Source organism: Ureibacillus sp. FSL K6-2830, from assembly GCF_038004145.1.
Classification (GTDB): domain Bacteria; phylum Bacillota; class Bacilli; order Bacillales_A; family Planococcaceae; genus Ureibacillus; species Ureibacillus thermosphaericus.
In genome coordinates, this window is record NZ_JBBOQR010000001.1 from 2136877 (window position 1) to 2153348 (window position 16472).

18 protein-coding genes are annotated in these 16472 nt (G+C 37.0%); 5 read left to right on the forward strand and 13 right to left on the reverse strand.

Annotated features, from left to right (window positions below; genetic code table 11):
* Positions 1 to 371 precede the first annotated feature (371 nt).
* From NSU17_RS10505 to NSU17_RS10515, 3 genes are all read left to right on the forward strand, one after another.
* Positions 372 to 656: a phage holin family protein gene (locus NSU17_RS10505; RefSeq protein ID WP_016839171.1), complete on the forward strand. Its 285-nt coding sequence runs from the start codon at positions 372 to 374 to the stop codon at positions 654 to 656.
* Positions 657 to 989: 333 nt separating this feature from the next.
* Positions 990 to 2036 (forward strand): NAD(P)/FAD-dependent oxidoreductase, encoded by a 1047-nt coding sequence (locus tag NSU17_RS10510; RefSeq protein ID WP_340704981.1) that lies wholly within the window; start codon positions 990 to 992, stop codon positions 2034 to 2036.
* 226 nt (positions 2037 to 2262) lie between these two features.
* Positions 2263 to 3354: a tetratricopeptide repeat-containing glycosyltransferase family 2 protein gene (locus tag NSU17_RS10515; RefSeq protein ID WP_340704982.1), complete on the forward strand. Its 1092-nt coding sequence runs from the start codon at positions 2263 to 2265 to the stop codon at positions 3352 to 3354.
* 39 nt (positions 3355 to 3393) lie between these two features.
* Here the strand turns inward: NSU17_RS10515 and NSU17_RS10520 are convergent, their stop codons facing one another.
* The 9 genes from NSU17_RS10520 to NSU17_RS10550 form a co-directional block, all read right to left on the reverse strand.
* A complete protein-coding gene (locus NSU17_RS10520; protein ID WP_340704983.1) occupies positions 3394 to 4425 on the reverse strand; it encodes a glycosyltransferase in 1032 nt (343 codons plus the stop codon).
* Between the two features lie 5 nt (positions 4426 to 4430).
* On the reverse strand, positions 4431 to 4943 hold the full coding sequence (locus NSU17_RS10525; protein WP_340704984.1) for a hypothetical protein: 513 nt from the start codon (positions 4941 to 4943) through the stop codon (positions 4431 to 4433).
* 30 nt (positions 4944 to 4973) lie between these two features.
* Complete coding sequence (locus tag NSU17_RS10530) at positions 4974 to 5435, reverse strand: hypothetical protein (protein WP_340704985.1); 462 nt, start codon at positions 5433 to 5435, stop codon at positions 4974 to 4976.
* A gap of 309 nt (positions 5436 to 5744) precedes the next feature.
* Positions 5745 to 5948 carry a transposase gene (locus NSU17_RS15965; protein WP_445684075.1) on the reverse strand — a complete coding sequence of 68 codons (204 nt, stop codon included), beginning with the start codon at positions 5946 to 5948 and terminating at the stop codon, positions 5745 to 5747.
* Positions 5884 to 6576, reverse strand: a complete 693-nt coding sequence (locus tag NSU17_RS10535) for a transposase (protein ID WP_340704986.1) — start codon at positions 6574 to 6576, stop codon at positions 5884 to 5886. Before NSU17_RS10535 ends, NSU17_RS15965 begins: the two co-directional genes overlap by 65 nt.
* 109 nt (positions 6577 to 6685) lie before the next feature.
* Positions 6686 to 6772, reverse strand: coding sequence for a transposase family protein (locus NSU17_RS15970; protein ID WP_445684095.1), 87 nt, complete (start codon positions 6770 to 6772; stop codon positions 6686 to 6688).
* 79 nt (positions 6773 to 6851) lie between these two features.
* Positions 6852 to 6983, reverse strand: coding sequence for a hypothetical protein (locus NSU17_RS10540; protein ID WP_340704987.1), 132 nt, complete (start codon positions 6981 to 6983; stop codon positions 6852 to 6854).
* Between the two features lie 163 nt (positions 6984 to 7146).
* Positions 7147 to 9108, reverse strand: coding sequence for a collagen-like protein (locus NSU17_RS10545; RefSeq protein ID WP_340705530.1), 1962 nt, complete (start codon positions 9106 to 9108; stop codon positions 7147 to 7149).
* A gap of 208 nt (positions 9109 to 9316) precedes the next feature.
* Complete coding sequence (locus tag NSU17_RS10550) at positions 9317 to 9637, reverse strand: hypothetical protein (RefSeq protein WP_016839178.1); 321 nt, start codon at positions 9635 to 9637, stop codon at positions 9317 to 9319.
* Between the two features lie 296 nt (positions 9638 to 9933).
* Here NSU17_RS10550 and NSU17_RS10555 point away from each other — a divergent pair, with 296 nt between their 5' ends.
* Positions 9934 to 10716, forward strand: coding sequence for an enoyl-CoA hydratase-related protein (locus tag NSU17_RS10555; protein ID WP_340704988.1), 783 nt, complete (start codon positions 9934 to 9936; stop codon positions 10714 to 10716).
* Positions 10717 to 11498: 782 nt separating this feature from the next.
* Here the strand turns inward: NSU17_RS10555 and NSU17_RS10560 are convergent.
* The 4 genes from NSU17_RS10560 to NSU17_RS10575 form a co-directional block, all read right to left on the reverse strand.
* Positions 11499 to 12308, reverse strand: coding sequence for a TatD family hydrolase (locus NSU17_RS10560; RefSeq protein ID WP_340704989.1), 810 nt, complete (start codon positions 12306 to 12308; stop codon positions 11499 to 11501).
* A 167-nt stretch (positions 12309 to 12475) separates the two neighbouring features.
* Positions 12476 to 13717 carry an aminopeptidase gene (locus tag NSU17_RS10565; protein WP_340704990.1) on the reverse strand — a complete coding sequence of 414 codons (1242 nt, stop codon included), beginning with the start codon at positions 13715 to 13717 and terminating at the stop codon, positions 12476 to 12478.
* 75 nt (positions 13718 to 13792) lie between these two features.
* Positions 13793 to 14332 carry a ribonuclease H-like YkuK family protein gene (locus tag NSU17_RS10570; protein WP_340704991.1) on the reverse strand — a complete coding sequence of 180 codons (540 nt, stop codon included), beginning with the start codon at positions 14330 to 14332 and terminating at the stop codon, positions 13793 to 13795.
* Between the two features lie 109 nt (positions 14333 to 14441).
* Positions 14442 to 15971, reverse strand: a complete 1530-nt coding sequence (locus NSU17_RS10575) for an alpha/beta hydrolase (RefSeq protein WP_340704992.1) — start codon at positions 15969 to 15971, stop codon at positions 14442 to 14444.
* A gap of 229 nt (positions 15972 to 16200) precedes the next feature.
* On the opposite strand from NSU17_RS10575, the gene NSU17_RS10580 reads away from it, so the two are divergent.
* Positions 16201 to 16392 (forward strand): ABC transporter permease, encoded by a 192-nt coding sequence (locus NSU17_RS10580; protein ID WP_340435903.1) that lies wholly within the window; start codon positions 16201 to 16203, stop codon positions 16390 to 16392.
* The last annotated feature ends 80 nt before the right edge of the window (positions 16393 to 16472 follow it).

The following is a 16472-nucleotide window of genomic DNA, read 5'->3' on the forward strand; positions in this document are numbered from 1 at the left end:
ATCCTCTCATAAGAATCGTTTACATTTTTCCTTCATAAATTCATTGTAACCTTCGTTTAATCATGTCACAATGAGTGGTAGTATTATAGATTTGAAAAATTCAGTAAATTTTCTGGAGTGAATTTGTGTGGAGATAGTTGAAAAAGTAATAACCTAGTAGGAAGAAATTTATATTAATGAAACCTATAATTTTGACTAATAAAAATTGATTCAAAAACTTTCATCCTTCTAACGAATTAATAACTTTTCTATGTTCTGGTTCGTAAGTAGTGAATCATCCTAAACCGTTTTTTTGCCTTACACATAAAATAATAAGAGGAATACTTTAGAGGTTTTACTCTATTAACTTTCAATAAGAAGAGGGATGAAAGATGGATATTATTATATTAGAAAATTATATATATCCTGAGTCAGTAATTATCATTCCGGTACTTTATCTACTTGGATTGTTTTTGAATCGAACGCCAAAAGTTCCGCCATGGGTCACGCCTTGGGTGCAAGTTGTTCTCGGAATTGCATTTTGTATCGGGTATTATGGATTTATTATTGAAGCGGTGATTCAAGGGATATTAGTAGCAGGAGCAGCTGCGATTGTAAAGGATTTATTCCATAAAGCCAATTATTTAACAAAGAGAGACCAAAACGGAAAAGAATAATCTATTTTATTAATATAAAGATGATTGGCTGAATCAATAAAGGTTCAGCTATTTTATTGCGGACAACTTGTAATGAAGGGACATGTTGGAAAATTATTGGTAGTAGCCTGTTGAAAAAAAGTTAATGATTATACAAAAAGAGGAATCAACAATTGAATAATGCAAAAAATAAGCAAGAACTCACTAAGGTTTGATTATTTATTAGGAGAAAATTCCTTTTAATTTTGTTCATTTTCTCTTAAATTATCCATTCAAAAGTTTATTTTTGTGTGATAAAATTCTAAACGAAATTGATAATCATTATCGTTTTTAATTTCACCAGGAGGATACATAATGGAAACACACAATTTATATGATGTGACAATTATTGGGGGAGGACCTAGTGGTTTATTTTCCGCATTTTACTGCGGTTTAAGAGAAATGAAAACGAAAATCATTGAATCCCAAAACTACTTAGGAGGTAAAATAAATGTTTATCCTGAAAAACTAATTTGGGATGTTGGTGCATTAACGCCAATTACAGGTGAGAAATTAATTCAACAATTGATAGAACAAGCAACGACTTTTGATCCAACTGTTGTGATAGGAGAAAAAGCAACGGAAATTTCTAAAAATGAAGTAGGTATATTCGAAATAAAAACAGATAAAGGACATACTCATTTTTCAAAAACGGTAATCGTAGCAATTGGAGGTGGCATAATCAACCCTCAGAAGCTTGAAGTGGAAGGAGCTTCTAAATTTTATAGTTCCAATTTAAATTATACAATCAAATCTTTAAAAAAATTTAAAGATAAGATTGTAATCGTTTCAGGTGGAGGACATACAGCAGTTGATTGGTGCAATGAGTTGGAGCCGATTGCGAAAAAAGTTTATTTAACATATAGAAAAGGTCAATTGAATGCCCATGAAGCACAAGTATCACAATTATTGGACAGCTCGGTTGAATGTTATTTTTATACAGAAATCACTAAATTAATTCCAAATCAAGATGGTATGTCCATTGAGAAAGTGGAATTAACGAATAATCAGACAGGAGAAATTACTTATTTAAATGTAGATGAAGTGGTTGTGAATCATGGATATGTAAGAGAAAAAACTTTACTTGAAAATAGTCCGTTACAGATTGAATTCGCAAATGAGCACTACATTAAAGCGAATATATATTGTGAAACGAACATCCCAGGGCTTTATGCATTGGGGGATGCAGTTGATTATGAAGGAAAAGTTCACATGATCGCTGGTGCATTTCAAGATGCAATCAACGCAGTAAATAAGGCGAAAGTGTTTGTTCAACCGGATGCAGAAGCTATTGGCATGGTATCTTCGCATAATGAGGTCTTCTATAAACGAAATCGGGAACTAATTGAAAAACTGATTTAATTTTTTAACTTCTGACTCAATATCGTCCGTTAAATGCAATACTTCAAGGAAATGAAGATGAAACAATTTTTGTAAAGTGACTTTCTAAAATACTTACCACATCACCCCTCTGTAACTCGTTATAACGAAATGTAACAAATGCCTATAGAATTGAAAATTAGCCTGTTCACATCATTTTACTCAGTCATATACTAATATGAATTCTGTAAATGTGGAGGGTTGATGCATGGTTACAATAAGCTTGTGTATGATCGTCAAAAATGAAGAAAACGTACTAGAGCGTTGCTTAAATAGCGTAAAAGACCTTGTTGATGAGATTGTTATTGTTGATACGGGCTCGTCCGACAACACAAAGGAAATTGCAAAAAGATTCACTGATAAAGTATTAGATTTTGAGTGGATTGATGATTTTTCAGCAGCGAGAAATTTTTCTTTTAAACATGCCACAATGGATTATATATTTTGGCTAGATGCCGATGATGTCATGTTAGAAGAAGACCGACAAAAATTTAAAAAATTAAAAGAACAATTAACAAGCGAGGTTGATGCGGTGTCAATGGTGTATCATCTTGCTTTTGATGAGTACAATAACCCTATCTATAGCTTTAGAAGATTTCGATTAGCCAAAAGAGAGAAAAATTTTGTTTGGAAAGGAGCTGTTCATGAATACTTAGAAGTTAGAGGGCGATTACTCCAATCTGATGTTGCGATTACTCATCGAAAAGAAAAAAAGGAAGAACGGAATGATCGGAATTTAAAAATTTATGAAAAACTTTTAGAAAAAGGAGAAAAATTCACACCAAGAGATCTATTTTATTATAGCAATGAATTAAAAGATCACGGCCAGTATGAAAAAGCAATTGAATATTACGAAAGATTTATAAATCATAAAGATGGTTGGGAAGAAGAAAAAATCCGTGCATGTATTAATATGGCTTTTTGTTATAGAAGCTTAGGAAACATAGAAAAAGAAATCGAGACGTTAATCCGTTCGATACAATACGATGTACCAAGACCAGAAGTATCTTGTCGAATGGGTGATTTGTATCTAGAAAGAAAACTCTACGATAAAGCGATTATGTGGTATCAGTTTGCTTTAATGGTAGACACATCAAACATACAAGGTATTGTACAAAAACCATATTCTACTTGGTATCCATACTTACAGCTTTGCGTTTGTCATTGGCATAAAGGGGATAAAGAATTGGCAGTCGAATATAATAAAAAAGCAAAAGAATATCGTCCGAATGATCCATCAGTGCTTTATAATGAAGAATTTTTCAAGAAGTATTTCGAAGAACAAAACAATGAAAAATAAAACAGGCTGTATCAAATCGATACAGCCTAAATTTTTTATTTATTGTTTTTGAGACTGTCTTAATTTTTCTAAACAAAGTTGTTTATAATGTTCTGCTTTAAAGCTTCCAGTTCCTTTTAATATTAAATATTTAGAGTTATGTTCCCCAAGCTCGAGACATTTTTCAAAACATGCTAAAGCCTCTTCATAATTGTTGGTTTGATAAAATATTAATCCTCTTAAAAAATGTAAATCTACATAATCAGGATATAAAGCAATGGCTTTTTCTATTCCTTCTAATGCATTATCCAAACTATTTGTATCAACGAGAATCCCATATTTTAAACGGTAGAGAATAGATGGAGGCTTAATTCCGTTTAGTAAAAAACGAAAAATGGATTCATTTAAATAATCAAAAGCTTTATTATAATCTCCTCTACGATAATATTCATTTGCTAAATGGTATTCAATCCAGGGACTATGGTTTGGATTTTTATACTCCTCTTGAATAAGTTGTAGATTCCGTTCTGCTTTATTACGCTTGGTGGTTAATTGGTCAATATATCCATAATGATGAATTGGAATCTCTAAATAATCGGTTGTGTAACTGGAATCATGAGGATTAGGAAAAATAGGGGTTTCATGAATCCGATTATAGAATTGGATGCCTTTATGGTTTTGAAATAAACGTGGTTGATAATATATAAAAGCTTTTTCCCGATCAACTGGAAACGATTCACCGTAATAATTCATTACTGGCATTAAATACATTGTAGTAGTGGAATTCTTTAAAACTTCCATTAGCAATTGTTCATGGCCAGTTTCCAATTCCTCATCTGCATCGAGCCATAAAATCCAATTCCCTGTTGCCTTGGATAGGGCGAAGTTTCGCGCTTCTGCAAAATGATCATTCCATGCATATGAAAACACGGTCGCATTATATTTTTTACATATATCTATTGTCTTATCGGTTGAACCAGTATCAACAATAATTATTTCTTGCACAATCTTTTGAACACTTTTTAAACATTGTTCAATAAAATCCGCTTCATCTTTAACAATCATACAAAGGGAAATTGAAGGGGAAGACAATAAACCTACACTTCCTTTTTCCGAGGTATTTGCATATTGTTTGCCAACCAAGGTGGAGGTAAGGGTGACAAAATGATTGTTACGAGATTTGATTCGTCATCATTTGATTCTTCATAGGTTTCTTCATGAATACGAATGTAATAATAGTTCAAAATCTGAGCAACCGTTTTTTCTGAAATCATTTGATGTTCTTCAAGAAGAAAAGGATATTGTTGTAATAACATTTGCATTTTTTCAAATAGTTCTCTATTTGAGTCCGTAAACGAAGGTGTTATTACTTCGTAAGAAAAGTATGTTCGATAAATATAAAAGTGAAGAAAGAGCAGCATGTGCAATTTTTCAATTAATACTAATGATTGGATTACTTGTGTTTCACTTTGCAATAGTTCTTCTTCCGATAGTTCTTGAGTTTGATTGCGACGTTCAAAATAGTTTATTAGGAATTGGGCAAAAGAATAAATGAATGTTGAAAAGTTCAGCGAACATTGTAGCAACTCAACTTGATGATTTTCTTCCATTGTTCACCCCCCTCGTAAAAAGCATAATGCTTAATGATCGTAATTTTTTTCGGATTTACACTTTGGACAATGACAATCCCTCTTCTTCTTGTTAGGGCAATAGCATAATGAAGAATCGAACGGGTCTTTACAATGATGATGTTTACATTTACAATCTTTCTCTTCCTTGCATTCTTTACATTTGTAATGTTTACGAGGATGACAGCAAGATTTTTGATTCAGTGTCACCACATCTTCAAGCTTGAATTGGAGCAAGATTTGCGATTTCACTACGGTGCGCAACGTTTGATTGACGCTCTCATTGATTTTTAAGTAGCCATGAAAATCGCAAGGAGACTTTTTTATAAACATTTGAAGTTTTTCAGCTTCAGCATTCAAAATATGGGAAAGTCCAATTTCTTCTAATGCAATTGAAGAAAGCAATAAATTGATGGTTTTACATCGATCTAATGTAATCTCAGGAGTAATATCCGGAATGGTAGGCAAAGACATTGAAAGTGACCTCCTTAAAAATTTAACCATACAAAGTGGCGAATGTACTCTAATACACTCTCTAGTGTATTGAACAGAAGTTAGATTTGTGCCTATTTTCAACGATTTCGTTGATGATGGGATCATTAATTTGTGAGTACCTATCACTAGTTTCTCAATTAAGTAAAATTGGTGTTGGAATGAGTGATTTCATAAAAAAACTGCAGATCACTTGAATGATTCGGTTCTTTGTCAAATAGTGTTGGTGAAAAAAATTTTGTGACTTTCCTGGTATATGCAACCGCACAGCTTAGAGGAACTTCGAATCCTTTAAGCTTTTTTCATTGTGATTAAATTTTGGGTAATCATAATCCGATTTTTAAAATGGTGGAAACAGCGATAACCGAAAGAAATGCGTTTCATCACTTTGATTTTGTTATGAATCCCCTCTAAAATGCCGTTGTTATAATCATATTTCAACGTGTTCTTGACGTAATTGATGTAGTTGTTGATTGTCTTGATGGCGGTTTTCATATAGGTGGGTTTTCTTCAAGAGCTCAAAGTCTTTGGTTTTGATGCAATGTTGCACGTATTGATATAACGCATAGGACGCTTTTAATTCAGAATCTACATCAATGAGATAGTGGAGAATCTCCACCTCACACATTTGCTTTTTAAAGCAACGATGATATGTATAGTTCTTATAATCAAGTTTTGTTTGATCGTTCAGAAGGAGCTTCCAGTATGTTTTCAATTTATTGCAATTCTTTTTATCCCGATTCATGACGTTGATGCGCGTTTTGTTTAAAGCGCTGCTAAATAGTTGGAGGATATGGAATTTGTCGAGTACGATTTCCGCTTTAGGGAAAACTTCGTGAATTAAGGAAATATAAGGGCTGTACATATCGATGACAATCGTTTTTACCGCATCTCTCGCCTTCTTGGAATACCGTAAGAAGAGGACATGTAATCTTCGGTCCTCCACGATATCCACCATCTCCCCCGTTTCAGAGTCGCAGAAAATAAAGGACATCGCTCCAGCTGCGGATTTCACTGATTTAAACTCATCAAAACACAAATGCTGTGGAAGGTAGTGAACAATTTGGTTGATAGTAGCTATAAAAGCTGTCAATAACTCGACTGACAGTGGCATGAGAAACATGATGTTTCATCGCAATATCTTTTTCGGATATTTTATCTTTGGCGTTTAAAGCAATCGCTACTTTGGTATTGTTGGAAATGCAACAGTTTTTAGCCACGACGCTCGTTTTTCAAGTAAACGTGGCATGACAATGTTTACAGAAATAACGCTGTTTCCGCAATTTTAAGTAGGTATGAAAACCTGAAATGCTAGGCATTTTAATGAGAGACGTTTAAACCGTGTTTAATGATTTGATCATCAAAGACATGGCCACAAGCATAGCACGCTTTTGGTTGTTAAGTTAATTGGCCATAAAAGACTTTTGATTGGACCCCCTTAATGAGTTCTTCTGCACAAAAATTTTCATCAAATGTGATATTTTTATCTTTAATATTTAATAAATTACGTATAGAATAATGATGAGACATGTGACATCACTCCTTGTAAATGTGGTTTTGGTCGATTACATTTTACCAGAGTTTGTCACATGTCTCATTTTTTTGTGTAAAAAAATGGTGCTGGTTGTATCCACCAACACCAAATATTATAGAGCCGATGATTCAAGTGAGTCTGCAGTTTAAATGGATTGGCTTAAGCGATTCGGTGGATAGACCAAACGATTGGAGCATCAGCACCGCCAAGGGTTATGCTAATTGTTAATCCATCATCCACATAGAATAGACCTATAGCATCATTTGCAGTAAGTTCTATTTCTCCTGCTATTGTGACTGTTCCATTACCAAGAATAGCTCTTAAACCAACACCTAATGCAAGTTCAATGTTTAAAATTGGGAATAGTCCTACGATTAAATCATCGCCGGTAGTAATATTGCGTACTACAAATGCTGGGTCGCCACCAAAGATTCCTGTTAAAGTTGCAGTTGTACTATAACTGATAGTTGCTGCGATTGAGTATCTTCCAGTAGCTGGAACTGTAAAGACACCAGTAGTAGGATCAAAGTTAGTTGTATTAAAGTATGGTGGAGCTACACTCCAGTTGCCAAGTTGAGTACCTGTGGATACACTAGCTGCCGTTCTAACTGCCGAGAATCCTTCATCTGCAAAGTTTGGTCCAGTCGGTCCCGTAGCGCCTTGAGGTCCAGTCGGCCCAGTCGGTCCAGTAGCACCTTGAGGTCCAGTCGGCCCAGTCGGTCCAGTAGCACCTTGAGGTCCAGTCGGCCCAGTAGGTCCAGTAGCACCTTGAGGTCCAGTCGGCCCCGTCGGTCCCGTAGCGCCCTGAGGTCCCGTCGGCCCCGTCGGTCCCGTAGCGCCCTGAGGTCCCGTCGGCCCCGTCGGTCCCGTAGGTCCAGTAGCACCTTGAGATCCCGTCGGCCCCGTCGGTCCCGTAGCGCCTTGAGGTCCCGTCGGTCCCGTAGGTCCAGTAGCACCTTGAGGTCCCGTCGGTCCAGTTGGTCCAGTAGCACCTTGAGGTCCCGTCGGTCCCGTCGGTCCCGTAGCGCCTTGAGGTCCCGTCGATCCCGTCGGTCCCGTAGCGCCTTGAGGTCCCGTCGGTCCCGTAGGTCCAGTAGCACCTTGAGGTCCCGTCGGTCCCGTAGGTCCAGTAGCACCTTGAGGTCCAGTCGGTCCAGTAGGTCCAGTAGCACCTTGAGGTCCCGTCGGCCCCGTCGGTCCCGTAGCGCCTTGAGGTCCAGTCGGCCCCGTCGGTCCCGTAGCGCCTTGAGGTCCCGTCGGCCCCGTCGGTCCCGTAGCGCCTTGAGGTCCAGTCGGCCCCGTCGGTCCCGTAGCACCTTGAGGTCCCGTCGATCCTGTCGGTCCAGTAGCACCTTGAGGTCCCGTCGATCCCGTCGGTCCAGTAGCACCTTGAAGTCCAGTCGGCCCCGTCGGTCCAGTAGCACCTTGAGGTCCCGTCGGTCCCGTCGGTCCAGTAGCACCTTGAGGTCCAGTCGGTCCCGTAGGTCCCGTTGGCCCTATAGGAATTGAAGGTAAATTAATATCTACAATTGCAGAACCTTCAGTAACTTCAATATCCAATGTATCAGATCTAATAGTTAAGGTTTCACCTAAACGGATTGTGGCAATACCTGAATTACCTTGCACATAGAATAAGAACTGATTTGGATCAAATACTCCCGTAGGTCCCGTCGGTCCAGTAGCACCTTGAGATCCCGTAGGTCCCGTCGGTCCAGTAGCGCCTTGAGGTCCAGTTGGTCCAGGTGGTCCAGGTGATCCAGGTGGTCCAGGTGGTCCAGGCGGTCCAGGCGGTCCTGTAGGTCCCGTAGGTCCCTCAGTTGAAATTAACTTTGTAACTTGCTTTAGTTTATTGTCCAATAATAATTCTTTCTTAATTGACATTGCGATTGTATCATGAACACTGCTATTAACTTGTAACAGATCATCAAGCGTTGCTGCTGGTGATAGCCCAGAAATACCCGGAATTGTTCCTAACGCATATTGGATTTTTTCACCCTCAGCATTAAGAATATGAGCTAAACTTAATTCTTCCATTGCAATGGAAGCAAGCAATAAGTTTATAACATCAGCTCTGCTAATGGTTATATTGGGGGTAATGTTTGGTAGATTGGGCTGAGACATTCCATAACTCCTTTCCTTTAAAATGTAAATGTCTCACCATGGCATTAACTCAGAACCTTAAATAGTTAATGACCATTGGTAATACAGTCGTTAATAATCTATTCTTTCTTGAAAAGGAGATAAGGAATAAAAGCCTATTTGCGTTGAAAACCCAATTCTTAATTCAATAAACAAATTTCATAGATTTTATTGCAATAAAGTTGAAAAATTAATAACACCTATGCTTATTCTTCAGTAATTCGATTACTTGTTTTAATTTATTATCTAATAAAAGTTCCTTCTTGATTGCAGTAATTAAAGTATGATTAACACTGTCGTTAATTTTCAGGATTAATTCAGCAGTAGTTGGAAGATGAGAACATGATTCGTTCATCTTTTCAATTGCAAATTGAATTTTTTCACCTTCTGCATTAATGATGTGAGCTAAACCGATTTCTTCTAAAGCAATAGAAGCTAATAAAAGGTTGATGACATCTTCACGATCTATACGAATCTTAGGTGAGATGTCTGGAATGTTAGGCATTGACATAGAATACGCTCCCTCCACATAAACTCTAACGTACGTAAGATTAGGCATACATACAATAGTAATATATTCATGAATTGATTAGGGGTTCATTTGTCGATATTGATGGAGTAATCGATTTATACGCACGAATAAAGGGGAAGTGGTGAGGCGAAAAGGCGAGGACTGGGACATCTCTGCTTAATCAATATAGTAATCTAAGTAACAGAATAAAATTGTAGAAAAAAGTAAACTGATTTATCTTGACCTCAAATATCAGAAGATTCAAAATAAAGATATCAATGAAAAGGGGTGGAGAAATGAGGTATCTACAATACCGCCAAACAGAGGAGATTGGCTATATTACCATCGATAATATGCAGGAGTTTAACACCTTAACGATGGCATTATTAGAAGAATTGGACAATCTTTTGAAGCAAATTGCGAAAGCTCGTGAGGTGAAAGTGGTAGTTTTTGAAGGTTCAGACAAAGTTTTTTGTGCGGGTCATAGCTTGCGAGAGATTGAATCGATGACAGAGAATGAAGTACTCAAACTTTTCCAAACTTGTCAAATAGTTATGCGAACAATACGAGAGTTGCCGCAACTTGTTATTTCAAAGGTAAAAAAAGCAGCGGTTGCGGCTGGTTGTCAATTAGTTGCTGCAAGTGATATGGCTATCGCTAGTGAAGATGCTAAGTTTGCAACACCCGGAATAAATAGTGGACTATTTTGTAGTACCCCGGCAGTATTTTTAAGCCGCAATATTGGAAGGAAAAAAGCAGTGGAAATGTTGTTTACAGGAAACTTAATTTCTGCTGAAGAAGCGCTTCAACATGGGTTGGTTAATAAAGTGGTTCCCCCTGAATTACTAGATATCGAAACAGAAAAATTAGCAAAAGAAGTAACGAAGCAAAGCTTAAATATCATTGAACTTGGGAAACGACAATTTTATCAGCAAATTAATATGGAAGATTTCCAAGCACTTAATTATGCTACAGAAGTAATTGCTCTAAATAGTAAGCATCCAGATGCTCAAGAAGGAATTCGCGCTTTCTTTGAAAAGCGTCAACCAGTATGGACGGATTCCAAAACGGTTATATAGTAAATATAAGTTTACATTTTTAAAAAGGAGAATTTGAACAAAAAACAAATTCTCCTTTCTTAGTGCGCCTGGCATGGGTGTAATCTATAGGGTGTAAGTCCCGAACTGTGAAGGCAGAAGTAACAGTTAGCTTAACGCAAGGGTGTCCGTGGTGACGCGGAATCTGAAGGAAGCGAGCGGCAAACTTCCGGTCTGAGGAACACGAACTTCATATAAGGCTAGGTATCATTGGATGAGTTTGCTAAACAAAACAAAGTCCTTTCTGCCAAAGGTGGTACAGAGTAAATGAAGCAGATAGATGGAAGGAAAGATTACATTCTTACCCGGGGAGGTCTGGCGGATATGTGAAGTACGCTTCATAACCTACTTAGTGATAAGTAGCTGAACCGTCAGAAGTCAGCAGAGGTCATAGTATTAGTTGGTTTAGAACTACTAAGAAGGACCGAACAATTAAGAGAGAATAGCCCTTGGCATTCAGTGAGTCATGATGAACACAGAAAACGTAGTACCTCACTTGAGGAAGGAAGCGGTGAATCCCGTGGGAGACCTCTTGGAGGGTGGAGTGACCACTGGCATAAAGAGAACAGCTATTCACGGAAGTTATAAAGACTTGCGTCAATCATCTTAATTGAACCGCCGTATACGGAACCGTACGTACGGTGGTGTGAGAGGACGGGAGTTAATCGCTCCCTCCTACTCGATTATCTTCATTAATTTGTTAAAAAACAGATGCTTATTATACTGATTTTTTCAATCATGTTTGTTAAATCAATTTGAATTTGCTAAATATCCAATGAAGGTTCCGGTAAATTGAAAAGTTTACGTGTATTCTCTGTTGCATGTTTCGCAACCACTTCCGGTTTGACGCCCATAAATTTAGCGATTTCATTTACGATATGAGGCAAGAAGGAAGGTTCATTTCGCCGATTTTTTGGTCTATTTTCCATATTCCGAGGAAGAAGGTAAGGTGCGTCTGTTTCGATTAATAATCGGTCAAGTGGTATGTATTTTACTGCATCTTGCAAGGCTTGCCCTCTGCGCTCATCACAAATCCAGCCGGTGATTCCTATATAGAATCCCATCGATACGTATTTTTTCACTTGCTCTTTATTCCCTGTAAAACAATGGACCACCGATTTTTCGGTCATATCCATAAAGTTTGCAAAAATTTCGCAAAAACGATTGTGAGCATCACGTTCGTGCAAAAAGAGAGGCATCGAAAGTTTTCTTGCTAAATGTAGATGGGCTTCAAAACACTCTTCTTGAATATCTTGGGGAGAAAACATTCGATTGAAATCTAGACCGCATTCACCAATGGCAACGACTTCATCATACTGTGCTAATTGTTCCAACTCATCGATTGTGTTATTAGTAAAATTTTTGGCATCGTGGGGGTGAATACCGGCAGTTGAAAACAACACATTTGGATATTCTTTTGCAATTTCTAAACCCTGTTTACTGTTCCTTAAACTAGTGCCAGTAACAATCATTTGAACTACTCCATTTTGAAGTGCACGTTCAATAACTTCACTTCGATCACTTTGGAATTGTTTATCTAATAGATTAACTCCAATATCGATTAAATGCTGCATTAAATTTCCTCCACTATGTATTCAAAATTAATGTGAAAAGCATTATAAAAACAATATACTGACAAAAAGGTGATTTCAAGAATAATGAGTTAAATCTATGGATATTGTATGGAGTAAATAAAAGGAGAACTTGAGTAAACCCAAATTCCCCTGTCTCATTTTTTGTATTAGAATGCCCAATCGCCTTTGCGGAAAATAGGAACGATGGAGCCATCTCGTGTTATTCCATCAATATCCATTTCTGCAGAACCAATCATAAAGTCCACATGAACGTTTGAAATATTTAAACCTTGGGCACGCAATTCTTCTTCGCTCATTTTTGTACCACCTTCTATTGTAGAGGGGTAGGCGGAACCAATCGCGATGTGATTTGAAGCATTTTCATCAAATAATGTATTGAAGAATGTTACGCCCGATTGGGAAATTGGAGAAGGATCAGGTACAAGTGCAACTTCTCCCAAGCCGGTAGCTCCTTCATTTTCAAATACAAGTTTTTTAATAACTTCATCGCCTTTTTCTGCGGAAATATCCACAATCTTTCCGTCTTTAAAATGAGCTACAATGCCTTCAATTAATTGTCCTGCATAACTTAAAGGTTTCGTGCTGCGAACGACTCCGTCCATGCGGCGAGTATCGGGTGCTGTGAAAAGTTCTTCCGTTGGCATGTTGGCAATAAATTGCTCACCTTTTGGATTATAACTTTCTGCACTTGTCCAGATGTGATTTTTTGGCAACCCTAATTTAAAATCAGTTCCTGGCGCCTTGAAATGCAGGGCTTCAAATTGGTATTCATTTAATTTTGTTGCTTTTTCATTTAATAAACTTATATGTTTGTCCCATGCAGCAATTGGATCGTCCTCATATACCCGGCAAGTTTTAAAAATTTGATTCCATAAAGCATCGACTTGTGCTTCAGTAGTTTCTAAGTGAGGGAACATTTTATTTGCCCAAGCGCTGCCAGCTGCTGCTGCAACGGTCCATTTCAAATCGTTATTTTGTGTTGCTTTTCGTTGAACTTGGAAGGCTTGACTAGCAGCTTTTTGGAATGCAGCCACTTTGGCAGGATCTGCTGCGTCAAGCAAGCTTGGGTCACTGGAAAGAATGGAAAGTCTTGAAACGCGCTTATTTAACACATGGTCTTCGGATTCCTCAATTTCATATGGAGGAATATCCGTTAAAACATTTGTTGGTTGATGAATATAATGTAATTTTGTGATTTCATCATCGGTCCATTTAACAATCACTTTTTCTGCACCTAGTGCGTATGCTTCTTCGGTGATGAGACGTGCAAGTTGTGCTTGGTCAACGGAAATGGACATTTTAACCCAATCGCCCGGTTGTACATTGATTCCTTTTGCCACTAAAAGTTTGGCATATTTTTTTAATAACTCATGGAAATTTTGTAGCATATCTATTCCTCCACATGTGTTTTTTCCAATTTTATCATATTCATAATAGAATGATTAAAGGAATACATTGTATGGTTATTTCTTTGTAAAACGATTCGCATAGGTGCTTGCAACAAAGGAGTCTGGTTTAATCTTTGCTTCAATTCCAAGGGAGTTCATTCTCGCAATCATTTCATTGACAAAGACGCTTGTTTTGTTTCGATTTCCGCTTCCAATATCGATATGTCCTTCAATGGTGAAGCTAGCTCCTTTATATACATAAGGTAATACGATATTTATTAACTGCTCTATTTTTTCTTCTGTAAATAAAGAAACGACTTCTTCGGTTAAAGAGGTTTCGTAAGAAATACGTTCATGTAAGTTTTTCATTCTCCTTGGGACAATGACTTTTCGAAAACATGCCCAAACGCCCTTTCCTTTTTGCTGAATGACAATTCCGGTAATAAATTTTGTTTCTTTACTAAATACTTGTGAATCTGTTCCAAACATTAAAACAAAATTACCGGTTGGTTCTTTTCTCATAAACTGTACAATTGCGTCGAAAACTTGCTCGAAAGTCATGTTCTTTTGACTCAAATTTTGAAAGGTTCCGTCTGTTATTCGATCGCTCTCCATAGAGATCTTACCTTTCTTAAGTTGTTATTGAATTAGTACAGTTTATTCACTATTAGGACATAAATGTGCTTTTCCAATAGTACAAAAAAGACCCAATCATTTGGGTCTCTTATTTTATGCACGGTTCAATTTCATTACCTGTTTTGATATCGATAACTTTTTCATTATGAAGAGGAGCAGGAATCGTCTTGCTTTCTGGTGGTTGGATATTTTGTTCTACCCAATCCACCAACAAATTAAATGCTTGATGCGCATACGGCAACAATGGTTGAAGTTCTTTGTCTGGATCTGTTGCTGGATTCCAAACGAGTCCATCTACATGATTACCATTTTCTATAATATATAATCGATGTAAATGTTCTCTTTTCGCTCGTTTCACTAATTTTTCATATCCTTTTGCATGAATTTCTGGGAATATAAGCGTATCTAATGATCCTGTAATACTGATTAACGGGACTTCAATCTTACCTGTATTTTCGATTTCTTTTATATTATCTTTGATTAATTTTCGTCTTTGATTGTACTGATAGTTTTTGAAAATATGGTCAAAGGATCGATCACGTAAGCCGTTTTCGTCAAATCTTAAGTAATTTGGCCATTCTATCCGATTAGGTGCAGTTGGATCAAAATGGTCACGATAAATGTTTAACGTGACAAACCAATATATTTGGTCATGATAAACCCATAATTTTTCAGATCCTTTTGGAACGCCTGCTTTATATAATTCTTTTATTGCTTGTTCCTTTGCTTTTCCACTACCATAAAGGGCTTCTTCTGCATGGTTGACAACAGAAACTAACGAACTTATGAGATTAGGGGTTTTTTCTGTCCAAAGAACACCTTCCCAGTCTACACCGCCATCGAAAAGTCGCGGTTCTCCGGTTTTTTCAGGGTTATCATTTTCCAATGCGAAACGAACAACATAACCTCCATTTGAGATTCCAATGGCATATGTCGGCACTTTATGATCTGGCTGAATTAATTTGCTTGCAGGATTTGAAGCATCATTCGGGTTAATAAGTCGGTCGCTAAAATTGTTTATCAAATATTGATGTGAAGCTTTAGTAATTTGTCTAAAACGAAGATGCCATTCTCGAACAGAATCATCTTCATCAACTAAAGCATTTTTCACTTTTGCCAATGGATCACCTTCGACTTCAGTGCCTTGAGTTCCTTTATCAATCGCTGCAAAAGCATACCCTTTTTCAAGAACAAAATCGCTAAATAAAAGATCTGTTGAGGTTTCATTTCTTGTGGCTGGAATGCCTGAAACGACTAATTTGCCATTCCACTGGTCAGGTACTCGAATGACAAATTGTGCATCATCAAATGAACCAGTTACTTGAGTGCCTGTTATTTTTGCAGGTTTATACATTTGGAACCAACCTGTTTCCTTTTCTGGGTCACCCCAATAAATGGGAGCTATCATATTGTTACCATAAAGGTTAGCTTTTTCAAGTTGTTCAGGATTCAATGTTGTGAGCCAACGATCATCTTGTCCATCAAAATAAGTAACTTTTACAGAATGTGCTCCAGGGATAATTTCTTCATTTGCATGGGCTGCTGCACCTCCACCAATTGAGTGAGCACCAAAGAAGAGCAATGGGGTTAATGTAATTCCAATTAGTTTTCGATACAAAGTAAGGACACCCCTTTATTAAACGAGTTTACTCTATTTCTATATTCAATTTTCTTGCAATTTATGAGATGTATTCAGATTTTCTGTAACTATTTAGGAAAATGGAGTTAAATGGTTATAACAAATTTGATATAATTTATTCATATTAAAGAAAATTCTTTTAATTACAGGTGAAAAAAATAAAAAAACATCATAAAATATAATTAAAAGGAAAATAGGAGGAATGCTGATGATAACCGGTCAGTTAGAGCGGGCATTTCAGTTAGCTGAAAAGCATCGTCTCGAAGTTAGTACCATTTTAGAATTAAACAAAATCATAAGGAAGGAAATTAATTCGACCCCTATGGTAGAAGAAAAAATCCTTCAACAAGTCATTAAGATATTGGAAAATAATAAAAGATTACTTAGGGAGGTAACTTAGGAATTGGAAAAACATGTTGAATTATATGGTGATATAGACGAATTTGATTAAAGGCACTGCTCTGTAATAAGAAATGAGAG

Excerpts from the sequence above, each read along its gene's own strand:
- NSU17_RS10505 (WP_016839171.1), top strand. The coding sequence starts at position 372 with ATGGATATTATTATATTAGAAAATTATATATATCCTGAGTCAGTAATT.
- NSU17_RS10510 (WP_340704981.1), top strand. The coding sequence starts at position 990 with ATGGAAACACACAATTTATATGATGTGACAATTATTGGGGGAGGACCT.
- NSU17_RS10515 (WP_340704982.1), top strand. The coding sequence starts at position 2,263 with ATGGTTACAATAAGCTTGTGTATGATCGTCAAAAATGAAGAAAACGTA.
- NSU17_RS10525 (WP_340704984.1), bottom strand. The coding sequence starts at position 4,943 with ATGGAAGAAAATCATCAAGTTGAGTTGCTACAATGTTCGCTGAACTTT.
- NSU17_RS10530 (WP_340704985.1), bottom strand. The coding sequence starts at position 5,435 with ATGTCTTTGCCTACCATTCCGGATATTACTCCTGAGATTACATTAGAT.
- NSU17_RS15965 (WP_445684075.1), bottom strand. The coding sequence starts at position 5,948 with ATGAAAACCGCCATCAAGACAATCAACAACTACATCAATTACGTCAAG.
- NSU17_RS10535 (WP_340704986.1), bottom strand. The coding sequence starts at position 6,576 with ATGTTTCTCATGCCACTGTCAGTCGAGTTATTGACAGCTTTTATAGCT.
- NSU17_RS15970 (WP_445684095.1), bottom strand. The coding sequence starts at position 6,772 with ATGCCTAGCATTTCAGGTTTTCATACCTACTTAAAATTGCGGAAACAG.
- NSU17_RS10540 (WP_340704987.1), bottom strand. The coding sequence starts at position 6,983 with ATGTCTCATCATTATTCTATACGTAATTTATTAAATATTAAAGATAAA.
- NSU17_RS10545 (WP_340705530.1), bottom strand. The coding sequence starts at position 9,108 with ATGTCTCAGCCCAATCTACCAAACATTACCCCCAATATAACCATTAGC.
- NSU17_RS10550 (WP_016839178.1), bottom strand. The coding sequence starts at position 9,637 with ATGTCAATGCCTAACATTCCAGACATCTCACCTAAGATTCGTATAGAT.
- NSU17_RS10555 (WP_340704988.1), top strand. The coding sequence starts at position 9,934 with ATGAGGTATCTACAATACCGCCAAACAGAGGAGATTGGCTATATTACC.
- NSU17_RS10560 (WP_340704989.1), bottom strand. The coding sequence starts at position 12,308 with ATGCAGCATTTAATCGATATTGGAGTTAATCTATTAGATAAACAATTC.
- NSU17_RS10565 (WP_340704990.1), bottom strand. The coding sequence starts at position 13,717 with ATGCTACAAAATTTCCATGAGTTATTAAAAAAATATGCCAAACTTTTA.
- NSU17_RS10570 (WP_340704991.1), bottom strand. The coding sequence starts at position 14,332 with ATGGAGAGCGATCGAATAACAGACGGAACCTTTCAAAATTTGAGTCAA.
- NSU17_RS10580 (WP_340435903.1), top strand. The coding sequence starts at position 16,201 with ATGATAACCGGTCAGTTAGAGCGGGCATTTCAGTTAGCTGAAAAGCAT.